We start from the raw sequence: 14724 nt of genomic DNA, 5'->3' as shown, positions 1-14724 counted from the left end.
AGATGCGCCAACATCTCCTAAAAAATTAACATCATCTGTCTTAAACAGCAATATTAATCACTAAAACAAAATTATGAATAAAAATAAGAACTATTTTTCTTCGGGAAATGTATATTCTTTAAAAAACTTTTTGGTAAACATTATGAGAATCTTTTTTCTATTAATAACGATGGGTTTAAGTTCTGCTTTTGCAACTACGTCAAAAGCGCAAACTAAAATAGACATTACTGTTACTAATGTAAGTTTAGAAACTCTTTTTGAGCAAATCCAAAAAAAGAGCGAATTTATCTTTTTCTATAAAGATAATGTTATTAATTATAAGGTATCACTAAATTTAAAAGAGGCAACTGTTTCTAAAATTTTAGATATCGCATTAAAAGATACCAATTTAACGTATAAGTTTAATGAACGTCAAATTATAATTTCTCAAAAATCACAAAAATCACAAAATTTAGATACTAAAAATAGCCAACAACAACTTAAAATTAAAGGGAAAGTATTTGATGAAGAAGGGTATCCTTTAGAAGGTGCAAGTATTAGAGCAAAAGGCTCATCAACGGGTGTAACATCTGATATTAAAGGTAGGTTTAGCTACGAATTACCAGCGAATGCAACCGTTTTAATGATTTCTTATATAGGATATGTTACTGAAGAAGTATCTGTTTTAGGTCAAATAGAAATCGAGGTCAGAATGAAAATTGATGTAAATGCTTTAGGAGAAATTGTAGTAATTGGTTTTGGCACAGAACAAAAAGATTTAATTAGTGATGCTGTTTCCTCTGTATCATCAAAACAAATTCAAGATTTACCTTTGCCCTCTGTTGATGGATTATTACAAGGACAAGTTGCTGGAGTGCAAGTGCTTCAAAATTCAGGAACTCCAGGTGGAGAAATGTCTGTAAGAATTCGTGGTTTAAGTTCTATTAGTGGTTCAAATCAACCTTTGTATATTATTGACGGAATTCCTATAACTACTGGAGATTTTGCTCAAATTGGGTATTCTGGTCAAGGTTCTAGTGCACTTTCTGATATTAATCCTTCGGATGTCGAATCGATAAGTGTTTTAAAAGATGCGTCTGCAACAGCAATTTATGGAGCAAGAGCTTCTAACGGAATCGTATTAATTACCACTAAAAGAGGAAAAGCACAAGAGTCTAAAGTGAACGTAAATATTAGTTCTGGAATGCAGCAAGTTTGGAATAAATTAGACATGCTAAATTCAAGACAATGGATGGAATATAGAAATGATTTAACCGGTACTGCTGCTTTTACGCAGCAAGACATGGATAACATTAAAATAGATACAGATTGGCAAGATGTGATTTTTAGAGCAGCACCAATTAGTAGTTACGAGGTTTCTACAACTGGCGGATCAGAAAAAACACAATTTTTTATTAGTGGTAACTTTTTTGATCAAGAAGGAGTTTTAATTGGTACAGACTATAAAAGAGCAAATGGTAGAATAAATATTGATCATGAAATTTCTGATCGATTAAAGATAGGAACAAGTATTGGCTTAACCTATTCTAAAACAAATCGTGTTGAAGGTGACCAAACATTGCAAGGACCATTACCTAACGGAATTTCTACTCCTGCTATTTTCCCTGTATTTAATGAAGACGACAGCTACAATCAAAATGGACCTTATTCAAACGCGGTTTCCATTGCAAATGAAACAATTAATGAGAATTTTTCTTATAGAACAAATTCCAATGTATATGCAGAATATAAAATTACAGATGATTTAACTTTTACATCAAAATGGGGAGTTGATTTTTTAAATTTTAGAGAGCATGCTTATGAATCTACAAAAACGGTGCAAGGAGCAAAATTTAATGGTTTAGGTTTTGAAACCTACAGCAATGTTTTAAATATTGTTTCTAATAATTTATTAAAATATAAAAAACGATTTAATAAACACAGAGTAGAAGTATTAGCTGGATATAGTTTTGAAAAGTATGAAAGACGTTCTTCTTTTATTCGTGGACAAGATTTTGCAGATGATAATTTAGAATATATAAATTCTGCGGCAACGATTGTTTCTGCCAGTGCAAGTGCTTCGGATGCTGGAATTCGTTCTTATTTTGGAAGAGCAAATTATAATTTTGATAATAAATACATCTTTACAGCAACGGGGCGTTTTGATACATCAACAAGATTTGGAGAAAATAATAGAACTGGTTTCTTTCCTGCTGCATCTGTAGCTTGGAGAGTATCACAAGAAGATTTTTTAAAAAATAACAAAACTGTTTCAGATTTGAAGTTTAGAGTAAGTTATGGGTTAACAGGTAACGATGATATTAGTCCGTTTTTATTTTCAGAATTGTACGGGAATAGTTCTTACGGTGGTCAGCCCGCAATTTTTCCAAGTAATATTCCAAATCCAGATTTAAAATGGGAAAGTACTACACAATTAAATATTGGTATAAATTTAGGTTTATTTAAGGATAGAGTTACGCTTACAGCAGACTATTACAACAAACAAACCAATGATCTATTGTTAAGTAGACCTTTGCCAAGTAGTTCTGGTTTTTCTTCAATTACAGAAAATGTTGGTAAAATTGAAAATAAAGGAATTGAAATTTCTTTATCTACTCAAAATATAAGCACAGATAATTTTACTTGGAACACACAATTTAATATTTCTGGAAACCGAAATAAAGTTTTAGAGCTTTATAACAATCAACCAATAGATGATATTGGTAGAGGTGGAAATAGAATTATGGAAGGCCAACCTATCGGAATTTTTTACAGCTACGAATCTTTAGGTGTAGATCCATCAACAGGAGATATTGTTTATGCTGATACAAATTTTGACGGCGAAATTACTTCGGATGATAGAACAATTGTTGGGAATCCGCATCCAGATTTTATAGGAGGATTAACAAATAATTTCTCTTATAATAATATCGATTTAAGTATTTTCTTACAAGGTTCTTATGGAAATGATGTATTTCATGGATCACGTTTATTTTTAGAATCTTTGCAAGGCGGAGATAATCAAATAGCAGCGGTAACAAGAAGATGGAGGCAACCAGGAGATATTACAGACATTCCAAGAGCAACTACAGATCCTGTTGCATCGGTTCAAAACAAACGAGTATCATCAAGATTTATAGAAGATGGCTCTTATTTAAGAATAAAAAATGTAACACTTGGTTACACGCTTGAAGGGGCGAAATTTAAAAAGCAATTATTCTCTAGTTTAAGAATGTATTTAAGCATTCAAAATCTACTAACTTTTACAAATTACACAGGTTTAGATCCAGAGGTAAATTATAGAGGAGATGATAATTCTGTTATTGGTACAGACTTTTTTACCTACCCACAAGCTAGAACATTTACATTAGGCGTTAACTTAAAACTTTAAAATATGAAAAAGATAATTCTAACAGTATGCTTACTACTAACCATAATTTCTTGTGATGTTTTAGATGCAGAACCACAAAGTTCTATAGAAGCAAGCGAAGCTTTTAAAACGAAAAAGGACATCGATAAAGGTATTTTAGGAGCCTATGCATCGTTTCAAAGTTTAAGTTATTATGGTAGAACTTTTCACCTTTTTTCAGATTTATCCGCAGACAATCTTTCGCATCCTTTAGCAGCTACAGCAGCAGTGTATGCCGAAGTGAATAACAATAATATTCTTCCAGAAAATGGTTCTGTAAGTGGTATTTGGTCTTTGGCTTATGACGGAATTAATGTAGCCAATAATGTGGTGCAAAAAGTGCCAACTATTGAAGGGATGACATCAGAAGAACAAGACAAAGCTTTGGCTGAATTGTATTTTATACGTGCATTAAATCATTTTAATTTATTGAATTATTTTGGCGGAGTTCCTATCAAATTAGAACCTACAATTGGTGTGGATAATTTAGATGCACCAAGAAATACGGTAGGTGAAGTATATGCTCAAATTATTGATGATTTAACTTTTGCAGCTGATAAACTTACAACTTCTGGTAATAAAACGAGAGCTTCAAAATTTGCAGCAAAAGCTTTGTTGGCAAGAGTTTATTTGTATCAAAAAGACTATCCAAAAGCAATTGCAATGGCAACCGATGTAATTAAGAATGGTAATTATTCATTATTAACGAATTATCGTGATGTTTTTACGGATGAATCTTCGGAATCAATTTTTGAAATATTTTTCTCTCAATTAGAGAGAAATAGAATTGCAGAATATAATTTTCCAACTTCTTTAAACGGAAGAAGAGAAGTAGAACCATCCGTAGATTTAGTAAGTTCTTATCAAACAGGAGATGCAAGGTTTAATGCAAGTTTGGCTTTTGCAGGAACAAACGCCTATGCTATTAAATATGATGATTTAAGTTTAGGTGCAGACAATGTAATTGTTTTGAGATTAGCAGATATCTATTTAATTAGAGCTGAAGCGGAAGCGAATTTACCAACTGTAAATGATCAAGCGGTTAGAGATGATATTAATAAAATTAGAAATAGAGCTAATTTAGGATCAACTTCAGAAACATCAGTTTCAAAATTGGTAAGAATTATAGAAAACGAAAGACGTTTTGAGTTCGCTTTTGAAGGCCACAGATGGTTCGATTTGGTAAGAACAAACCGTGCAACAGCTGTTTTACCAAATGTTAAAAGTATAAATCAGACGCTTTTTCCAATTCCTATAGACGAAATATTAACAAATAATGATCCAGGAATGGTTCAGAATCCAGGATACTAAAAAAAATTATATAAAACATAAATAGACATCATATGAAAACTAAATTTTATAAATACATTGTTTTAGCTTTTATTTCGCTTACCATTTTTTCGTGTAATGATGAAGAAGCTTTACCACCACAATCGCAAGCAGAATTTACATATAGCGCAACAACTGTAGCAATAAATGAATCAATTCAATTTACAAATAATTCGCAAAATGCAACTGCATATAAATGGAGTTTTGGCGATGGTACAACATCGAAACAAGTATCACCAAAAAAATCTTATGGAGAAAGTGGACGATTTTTAGTGAGTTTGGTTTCAACGGGTTCAGGTGGTTCTACGATTTCTAATGTAGAAATTACAGTAACTTCTTTAAGTTCGTTTATCGTTGAAAATGAAGAAGATTTAAAAGCAACTGTTCCGGTTCAATTTACAAGTACTTCTCTAGGTGCAGATAGCTTTTTGTGGTCTTTTGGAGATTCAGGAAACGGAACATCAACGTTAGCAAATCCTGCTTTTGCATATCCTAATGCTGGTGCTTTTACAGTAACTTTAAAAACGAGTAATGCAAATGGAGAAAATACTGTTACTAAACAAATTACAATTGCAGAGGCACCAGTAAATCCGGGTGAATTATATTATATCGCTTTAAATGATGATTTTATCAGAAAATTTGATTTAGGCGCATCAGGAAGTACTACAGATGTTTTAGATATTGCTGGTAAAGGCGGAATAGGAATGGCGTATGATAATGTGAACAACAAAATTTATTTCAGTGATTTTGATACCTATCCAAATGGAAAAATTTGGAGAATGGACAAAGATGGTTCAAACTTAGAAAATATTTTGAGTAATATAGGTGATCCCTATGGAATAGCATTAAATGTTGCTGCAGGAAAAATTCTTTGGGTGGATGATGATGGAAATGTTTCAAAAGCAAATTTAGATGGATCAAACCCAGAAATAGGTTTTTTAAATATTGCTGGCGCACAATGGAGAGCAATTTCTTTAGATGTTGAAAACAATAAAATGTATGTGTATGATGTCAATGCAGAAAATTTATACCAAGCAAATTTAGATGGTACAAATGCATCAATAATTGTTCCTGGTGTTTATGGGTATGCAATTTTGGTGGATACTGTAAATGATAAAATTTATTTTGATGATCAAAATTCTGATGAACTTAAAATAGCAAATTTAGATGGTTCTAACATGCAAACGGTAAGCACAAAAGCAACTAGAATTTATGGAATGCAAATAGATTATCAAGTAAATAAATTGTATTGGTCTGGCAGAGATACTGGCGAATTATATCGCGCAGATTTAGACGGTTCTAATTCAGAAATTTTACAAACAGGAATTGCAAGTCCAAGAGGAATTGTATTAATTAAATAAAACAAACATGAAAAAAATATATAAACTACTAACCATTCTTTTTGTGGGTATATTGTTTCATTCTTGCGATGATAATGAGTATCCTGTGCCACCAGCAAGCACAGTTCCTTTGTTCGATTTTGTCATAGATAATGAGGATTTAGCACCTGCAAATGTAACTTTTATAAACAATTCTATTGTACCAGCAAATGTTGGTGAAGCTACTTTTTATTGGAATTTTGGAGACAATACGTCATCCAAAGAAAAAAGCCCAATTCATTTGTATACAAATCCTGGGGTTTATATAGTAAATTTAGTTGTTTCAACGGCTACTTCATTAGAAATTAAAGAAGTAACAAAAACAATTGTTATTAAAGATCCAAGCGCAACTGGAACACCTATTTATTTTACAGATGGTTCTCAGCTTTATCAAGCTTTAATTAATGATCAAGCACCAGTTTTTTCAACTATTGGAGGTGTAAATATGCAATCTTCCTACAATATGGCGCTAGATACCGTTCATAAAAAAATATACATAAGTGATTCTGGGGCAGATAAAATTTACAGAGTCAATTTAGACGGTAGTAATTTTGAAGACTTTAGAACAGGCGTTGATCAACCAAACGGCTTGTCTATTGATTACCAAGAAAATCAAATTTATTGGGATACGAGTTCTGGAATTCAAAGAGGAAACTTGAATGATGCCGATGTAAATCAAGTTGAAGATTTTGTGACAGGGCAATCTAATGATCCTGACGGACTTTCTGTAGATGTGCTAAATAGAAAGCTATATTGGATTAATTATAATGGTGATATTGGTGTAAAAAATCTTGACGGAACTGGTGAAAGAATTCTAATTGCCGCTGTTGAAGGCGGAACAATTAAAGTAATTAAAGACAGAATATATTATGATGAGTACATTGGTTCTGGTGATATTCGATTAAAATCAGCTTCTTTAGATGGCACAAATGTAACCACAATTGCAGTTGGAATTGGTAGAGTTGTGTACGGTATTGGATACGATCCAAATGAAGATAAAATTTATTGGGGAGACAGAAGTACTGATGTTTTAATGCGAGCAAATTTAGATGGTTCTAATCCGGAAGCTTGGTTTTCTTCAACTAGCGATACAAGAGGTATTGTAATTGGTCAAAAACAATAATTATGTTAAAAAGAATAAGTATACTTTTTTTACTTTTAGTTGTTGCGCTTCAAACTTCGGTTTCTTACGCACAACAAAAAGAAGTGAAAGGCAAACTATTTATCATAGGTGGTGGTTCAAGACCATCAGCTATGATAGATAGAATTATTTTAGAATCAGGAATTGATAAAGAAGGTTATGGCGTTATTTTACCAATGTCTAGTAGCGAGCCAGACACGGCTGCATATTATGCAAAGAAGCAATTTCTTATAAAAGGTATAACAAATGTGCATGCGTTACAGTTTGTAAAAGATGAGAAATTATCTTCGGATAAAATAGATTCTCTTAAAAACGCAAGTATGATTTATATTTCTGGTGGTGATCAAAATAGATTTATGGAGGTTGTTGCAAATACTGATATTGAAAAAGCCATTCATGAAGCCTATAAAAACGGAAGTTTAATTGCAGGAACAAGTGCCGGAGCTGCAGTAATGAGTAAAATGATGATAACAGGAAATGAATTAAAAAATGCCGAATATTCATCCACTTTTAGAAACTTACAATCAGAAAATATCGAAATAAAAACTGGTTTAGGTATGATTGACAACGTTATTATTGATCAGCATTTTGTGAAAAGAAGCCGTTATAACAGATTATTAAGCGCTGTTATTGAACATCCAGAAAAAACAGGAATTGGTATTGACGAATCTACGGCTATTCTAATTACAGGAAACAAAATAGAGATTGTTGGAGAATATCAAGTAATTGTTTTTAAAAATCCGAAGAAATCAAAAAATATGTATCAAGATAAGTTAGGTGCTCACGGCATTACTTTAGATATTTATTTGCCTGGTGAAACATTTACAATCAAATAAAAACAGCCTTTTATGATTAGATTTAAAAAAATAGTCTTTTTAGTATTCTTAAGTTTCTCAACACTTGTGTTTTCTCAAAAAAACAGCACAGAAAAACGAATTGTAAAATCCGTAGATAAAAATATTGATGATGCTATTGTTTTGTTAAAAAAAGCAATAAACATAAATAGTGGCACTATGAATTTTAAAGGAGTTAAAGAAGTTGGTGCACTTTTTAAAACGGAATTAGATCAGTTGGGTTTTGAAACCAAACAAACTTCTGGTGAAGCATACAACAGAGCAGGACATTTAATTGCGGTTAGAAAAGGTAAGAAAAATGGACCAAAAATTTTAATGATTGGTCATTTAGATACTGTTTTTGAAGAAGATAGTCCGTTGCAAGAATTTATAATGGTCAATGATTCCATTATAAAAGGTCCGGGAGTTGCAGACATGAAAGGTGGCGATGTGATTATTATTTTAGCCATGAAAGCACTAAAAGAAGCCGGTGTTCTAGACGATTTATCTATAGAAATTATTATGACTGGTGATGAAGAAAAAAGTGGAGATCCGATAGAATTATCTAAAAAAGATTTAATTGATGCTGCAAAAAGGGCAGATATTGCTTTGGGTTTTGAAAACGGAGATAACAGAACAGAAACCATTGTTGTTTCTAGAAGAGGTTCTGCCGATTGGAAACTTACTGTAACAGGAAACGCTGCGCATTCTTCTCAAATTTTTACAAAAGAAATTGGTGCAGGTGCAATTTATGAAGCCTCAAGAATTTTAAATGAATTCTATGAACAATTATCCAATGAAAAAGATTTAACTTTTAATCCGGGTTTTGTTTTAGGAGGTACCAGTTTAGAAATTGATACAGATGAAACTGGAGGAACTACTTTTGGTAAAAACAATGTGGTTGCTCAAACCGCTTTTGTTCATGGAGATTTAAGAGCAACATCGCCAGAGCAATTAGAAAAAGCAAAAGAAACAATGCTGAAAATAATCAACAATAATTATCCAAATACAACGGCAAAAATTATTTTTGGGAAAGGAGCTTATCCGCCTTTGGCGATGACAAAAGGAAATTTAGAGTTATTATCGCAGTATAATAATGTGAGTAAAGATTTAGGTTTTGGTGCAGTAGAAGCTGTAAACCCAAGAAACGCTGGTGCAGCAGATATTTCTTTTACTTCTGGTTATGTAGAGATGGCGATTGATGGTTTGGGTTTAACTGGCGGTTCTGGAGATCATACCATTAATGAAATTGGTAACTTAAATTCGGTTGCACAAAAAGCGAAAATTACTGCGGTTTTGTTACATCGATTATTAAATGCCAAAAAGTAAATGATGTTAAAAAAAATTACTTTGCTATTTTTATTTATAATTCAATTTACTTTTTCTCAAAATTATGTTGAATATAAAACAGGAAACACGGAAACTGATGTTGCTACAAATCATAAATCTGGAGTTTGTTTAATGGGCGGAAGAGGCGAACAAAGTGACGCTATGAAATGGTTTTTAAATCAAACTGATGGCGGTGATGTTGTTGTGTTAAGAGCTTCTGGAAGCGATGGTTATAATGATTATTTTTATTCGGATTTAGGCGTTACTATAAATTCTGTAACCACTTTTGTTATTAATAATGTTGCTGGTGCAACAGATGCGTATGTTTTGCAAAAAGTTGCAAGTGCAGAAGCAATTTGGTTTGCAGGCGGTGATCAATATGATTATGTGCGTTTTTTTAAAGATAACGACATGGAAACGGCATTAAATAATTTTATCAATGTAAAAAAAGGAGTTATTGGCGGCACAAGTGCAGGAATGGCAATTTTAGGAACATCGTATTTTTCGGCACAAAACGGAACGGTAACAAGTGCAGTAGCGCAAGCAAATCCGTATCATCCAAGAGTAACTTTGGGTTATGATGATTTTTTAAAAGTTCCTTTTATGAATGATGTAATTACCGATACACATTATGATGATCGTGACCAAAATGGGAGACACACCGTATTTTTAGCTCGTTTTGTAAAAGACAAGAATAAACGGGCTTTTGGTATTGCTGCGAATGAATATACAGCAATTTGCGTTGGCGAAGATGGCAAAGCGTATGTGTATGGAGAGCACCCAAAATACCAAGAATATGCTTATTTTTTGCAAGCAAATTGTATAGCAAATTTCGCGCCAGAAAATAGTACAGATGGCAATCCTTTAAATTGGAATAGAGGAGGAGAAGCAGTAAAAGTTTATAAAGTTCCAGGAACGGAAAGTGGTACAAATTATTTTGATTTAAACGATTGGCAAACTGGAAACGGTGGAGCTTGGCAAAATTGGTCTGTAGCTAACGGATTTTTTACAAAAGTATCAGGAACAAACCCAAAATGCAGCACTTTATCAATTGAAAATAATGTTGACTGTGTGGCAAAAGTGTATCCAAATCCGTTTGATGAAAGTATTCAAATTGAAGCTTTAGAAGAAATTATAAAAACTGAATTGTATGATATTACTGGGAAATTGATTCCTGTTCGTGTGGATAAAAATAATGTAATAAGTACCTTAACTTTGACTTCTGGCGTTTATTATTTAAAATTAAAATCGGCTTTAAAAACACAAACTTTAAAAGTTGTTAAAGAGTGATTTTTCTAGTTTTAAGACTTGAAACCAGATAAATGATTTGTTTATCTGGTTTTTTTGTAAGTTTACTTTTTAAAGTCGATTGGAAGAACAAGAGTTTATTAATCAATTAATACAAGGAAAACAAACTGCATATAGTCAACTTTTGGATGAGTATCAGCAGAAAGTTTTTGTTACTTGTATTTCTTTTGTGCCTAATAAAGAAGATGCAGAAGATATTGCACAAGTGGTTTTTTTAGAGGTTTTTAAATCGATTTCTAATTTTAAAGGAGACTCTAAACTATCTACTTGGATTTTTAGAATTGCCACAAATAAGTCTTTAGAGTTTATCAGAAAAAAGAATACTAAAAAACGTCTTGGGTTTATGCAGAGAATTATCGGTAGCGAAATTCCTATAGATCAAACCAATTATTTTACTGAATTTGATCATCCAGGTATTTTAATGGAAAATAAAGAAAAATCAGCAACAATTTTTAAAGCGATAGATACTTTACCAGAAAGCCAACGAGTAATTTTTACCTTGGCTAAAATTGATGGAAAAAGTTATCAAGAAATTGTAGAAATTACGGGTAAAAGTTTATCGTCTGTAGAATCTATTTTATATAGAGCCAAAAAAGGATTGCAAGTTAAATTAGAGAATTTTTATAAAAATGAGCAATCCTAGATTATTTGTAAAAAAAAAACATAATAGAACGCAAGTTTTTATGATTTCTTGCATCTAAATAGATATAATTGTTTTTAAAATGATTAAAAATGAAAAATAAAGAACAGATAGATAAGCAAGTTGAAGCTGCTTTTAATGCTTTAGGTGCTATTGAAGAAGTGAAAGTAAATCATTTTTTTAAGCACAGAGTACTTCAACAAATAGCGAATCAGAAAGTTGAGAAAGCAAAAGTTTTTACTTGGTTTACACCGCAACTTCAAATAGCTAGTTTAGCCTTAGTTGTGTTGTTAAATGCAAGTGCAATTTTGTATGCATTTTCATCACAAACAACAACTTCTGAAACTAGTTTAGAATCTTTTGCACAAGAATATTCTTTACAATCGGAAACTACTTTTTTACTAAATTAGAAATTATGATATCAAAATTAAGCCCAGTTCTATCAGTGCTTCTTGTTGTATTAAACGGTGTTTTAATCTTTATGTTGATTAACAAATCGCATGAAAATAAAAGACCTAAAGAAGAAAGAAACTTTTTAATCGAGCAACTTCAGTTTACGGATGTTCAAAAAGATAGATTTATAAATTTGGACGATGCTCATAGAGAAAATATGAGGAGTTTTGAGGATGAAATAAGAAAAAATAAAGATGTATTGTTCAATTCTTTTTCCAATGAAACTATCAATATCGATTCACTAAGTAGCGTTATTGGTGCTTTACAAGGAAAAAAAGAAATGGAAGTTTTTGGTTTTTTAAATATGTAAGAAAACTTTGTACAAGCAAACAACAAGAAAAATTTGATAAAATTATTGAGAAAGCTTTAAAAGGAGGGAATCAAGGTCCGCCAAGAGAAGGAGAAATTCCACCACCGCCAAGATAGTTTTTGTTTTGGTAAATTAATAATTCAAGTCTTGTTAATTAGTTAGCAAGGCTTTTTTTTGTTAAAGTTACGTTAATAGCACAAGTTTTAAAAAGAAATGACATCTAAAGAGATGTAACAATTAAAAATAGATATCATGAAAAAATTAGTTTTATCAGTTAGTTTTATAGTATTAGGTTCTTCGTTATTGGTATCACAAGATAGAAATGAGGATAAAAAAAGAGAAGGTCCTCCATCAATTGAGCAAATATTTAAAGATTTAGACAAAGATAAAGATGGTAAAATTTCTTTAAAAGAGGTAAAAGGGCCTTTAAAAAAAGATTTCAAAAAAATTGACACCAATGAAGATGGTTTTCTTTCTAAAGAAGAAATGAAGAAGGCACCAAAACCAAAAAGAAAAGAAAGAAAATAAAATTAACTATTTACCGCAAGTTTTTTCATAAACGTGCATCTAAAGTAATAACAAACAACAAATAATTTTAAAATGAAAAATCAATTTATTAAGAAAATAACACTTTTATCAGTGTTAATTATAGGGTTCGTTTCATGCAGTTCAGAAAGCGAAACAGGTTCTTCAACTACAGATGATGTTGTAACAGAATTACATGCAGCATATGGGCAATTTAATACAGAAGCAACAGATATTTATTTATCAAGTGGAGGCACAAAAGTAACTATAGAAACAACCGGTTTGCCAAATCATACAAGTGTGTATTGGGGTTCTGGAAACGCTTTATATAAAGACGAACCAAATGTAGAAACCACGCCATCATTGATGTCTAGTAATAATAATGCTGCGACAATTACGGTAGATGCAACTCCGAATTTTACAGGAAGTTCTGTTAGTACGCAATTAAATACAATTGGTATTGCAGTAAGTGGCGCATCAATTTTTAATGATCAAGAAGGAAATGGCGCATTAAGTTCTGCTGCAACAAGTTTAGACTGGACTGGAGCTCATATTGGTCCTGGAGTATATCATTACCATTTAGAGCCAAAAGCTTTTACAAATAATGATGCTAATTTAGTTGGTATTTTATTAGACGGAGTTTTTCTATATGGTAGAAAATGTAACTCAACAGGAACATACCCAACTGGTTTAGATGCGTCTGGAGGTCATATAACTGCAACTCAATATACAAACGGAGTGCAAGAATATCATTACCATATTATTAACGAATTGTATTCAACAACTGGTTCTTATATTGCATTTGCAGGTCCATATAAAGGATATTAAAATGGACGTAATGAAGTTATTTTTATTAATTTTTATTTTTGGATGTAATTCTACATCCAAAAATAAAGATTCTATTTGTAATTATTTAGAAACAAAAGTAGTTGATCATACCATGATTGTCCATAAAGATAGTTTGATTTTAAACGGTAATGAAGGCAATTGGTATTTTAAAAAGAAACTTTATAATGGCTTTGCTGTAAAATATTATAAAAACGATTCTTTACAAGAAAAGACTGGCTTTTTTAATGGAAAAAAGAAAGGTGCGTATAAAGTTTGGTTTGAAAACGGAGTACTAAAATTAGAAACACACTACAATCAAAATGTGCTTGTAGATAGTTATAAAGCTTGGTGGCTAAACGGAATTTTAGCTTTAGAGTCTCGTTATATAAATGGTGAAAAACAAGGTATTGAGCGTCAGTGGTATGCAAATGGTAGTTTATCTAAAGAAAGAAATTTATTAGATGGTCAAGAAAATGGTTTGCAAAGAGCTTGGTTGCAAAACGGAAAAATTTATGTGAATTACGAAGCTAAAAACGGGAGAAAATTTGGCATGAGTCGTGCAAATTTATGTTATCAATTAAAAAATGAGAAAGTTGAAGAGAATAAAACAAAATAGCATTTTACTCATTGGAGTTTTACTTTTTTTAAGTTGTAAAAAAGCTAAAAGGGATGAGGCTACGAGTAGAGTAGATGTGCTTCCTTATTATAATGAAGCTTCTTTTACACCCAAATGGATCGATGCTAAAAGTGATCAATTAAAAACATTTCATAAAATTACTGATTTTAGTTTAACAAATCAGGATGGAGAAAACATCACTCAAAAAACATTTGAAGATAAGATGTATGTTACTGATTTTTTTTTTACAACTTGTCCCGGGATTTGCCCAATGATGACCAAAAACATGACTTTGGTGCAGGAGGAATTTAAGGATGATAATGACGTTTTAATGCTTTCACATTCTGTTACACCGACTATAGATTCTGTTGCGCAACTAAAAAAATATGCTTTGGATAAAGGAGTGCTCAATAATTGGCATTTGGTTACCGGTGATAAAAAAGAAATTTATGATTTAGGTAGAAAATTTTATTTTGTTGAAGAAGATTTAGGAGAACCAAAAGGATTGGATGATTTTTTACATACAGAAAACTTCGTTTTAGTTGATAAAAATAAACACATTAGAGGTATTTATAATGGTTTAAATAAAAACTCAGTAATGCAATTAATTGCAGACATTAAAACACTTAAAAAAGAATAGCTCTT

General features: G+C 31.6%; 14 protein-coding genes. All 14 read left to right on the top strand.

The features are described from left to right. Positions 1-73: 73 nt before the first annotated feature. Positions 74-3370 carry a TonB-dependent receptor gene (locus tag BST83_RS09770; RefSeq protein WP_240614714.1) on the top strand — a complete coding sequence of 1099 codons (3297 nt, stop codon included), beginning with the start codon at positions 74-76 and terminating at the stop codon, positions 3368-3370. A gap of 3 nt (positions 3371-3373) precedes the next feature. Then, positions 3374-4699 (top strand): RagB/SusD family nutrient uptake outer membrane protein, encoded by a 1326-nt coding sequence (locus tag BST83_RS09765; protein ID WP_104809622.1) that lies wholly within the window; start codon positions 3374-3376, stop codon positions 4697-4699. A gap of 32 nt (positions 4700-4731) precedes the next feature. After that, a complete protein-coding gene (locus BST83_RS09760) occupies positions 4732-6078 on the top strand; it encodes a PKD domain-containing protein (protein ID WP_104809621.1) in 1347 nt (448 codons plus the stop codon). A gap of 7 nt (positions 6079-6085) precedes the next feature. Continuing rightward, a complete protein-coding gene (locus BST83_RS09755; RefSeq protein ID WP_240614713.1) occupies positions 6086-7219 on the top strand; it encodes a PKD domain-containing protein in 1134 nt (377 codons plus the stop codon). 2 nt (positions 7220-7221) lie between these two features. Next, positions 7222-8073: a cyanophycinase gene (locus BST83_RS09750; protein ID WP_104809620.1), complete on the top strand. Its 852-nt coding sequence runs from the start codon at positions 7222-7224 to the stop codon at positions 8071-8073. Positions 8074-8085: 12 nt separating this feature from the next. Then, a complete protein-coding gene (locus BST83_RS09745) occupies positions 8086-9399 on the top strand; it encodes a M20/M25/M40 family metallo-hydrolase (RefSeq protein ID WP_104809619.1) in 1314 nt (437 codons plus the stop codon). Further along, positions 9400-10689, top strand: coding sequence for a T9SS type A sorting domain-containing protein (locus tag BST83_RS09740; protein WP_104809618.1), 1290 nt, complete (start codon positions 9400-9402; stop codon positions 10687-10689). Positions 10690-10768: 79 nt separating this feature from the next. Next, a complete protein-coding gene (locus BST83_RS09735; RefSeq protein ID WP_104809617.1) occupies positions 10769-11350 on the top strand; it encodes an RNA polymerase sigma factor in 582 nt (193 codons plus the stop codon). 89 nt (positions 11351-11439) lie between these two features. Then, positions 11440-11757, top strand: coding sequence for a hypothetical protein (locus tag BST83_RS09730; RefSeq protein ID WP_104809616.1), 318 nt, complete (start codon positions 11440-11442; stop codon positions 11755-11757). 5 nt (positions 11758-11762) lie between these two features. Then, the gene (locus BST83_RS09725) at positions 11763-12110 is read left to right on the top strand and encodes a hypothetical protein (RefSeq protein WP_146092143.1); all 348 of its coding nucleotides are present in this window, start codon (positions 11763-11765) and stop codon (positions 12108-12110) included. A gap of 252 nt (positions 12111-12362) precedes the next feature. Then, entirely contained in the window at positions 12363-12638 is a 276-nt protein-coding gene (locus BST83_RS09720) for an EF-hand domain-containing protein (RefSeq protein WP_104809614.1), read from the top strand. Positions 12639-12710: 72 nt separating this feature from the next. After that, a complete protein-coding gene (locus tag BST83_RS09715; protein WP_104809613.1) occupies positions 12711-13463 on the top strand; it encodes a YHYH protein in 753 nt (250 codons plus the stop codon). 10 nt (positions 13464-13473) lie between these two features. Continuing rightward, positions 13474-14079 (top strand): toxin-antitoxin system YwqK family antitoxin, encoded by a 606-nt coding sequence (locus BST83_RS09710; protein ID WP_240614712.1) that lies wholly within the window; start codon positions 13474-13476, stop codon positions 14077-14079. Continuing rightward, complete coding sequence (locus BST83_RS09705; protein ID WP_104809611.1) at positions 14048-14719, top strand: SCO family protein; 672 nt, start codon at positions 14048-14050, stop codon at positions 14717-14719. The genes BST83_RS09710 and BST83_RS09705 overlap by 32 nt, the downstream gene beginning before the upstream one ends. The last annotated feature ends 5 nt before the right edge of the window (positions 14720-14724 follow it).

The sequence above is a fragment of the Polaribacter filamentus genome (assembly GCF_002943715.1).
GTDB classification, from domain to species: Bacteria; Bacteroidota; Bacteroidia; order Flavobacteriales; family Flavobacteriaceae; genus Polaribacter; species Polaribacter filamentus.
Note: the sequence above shows the minus strand (reverse complement) of the source record. Positions and strands in the feature narration are given on the sequence as shown.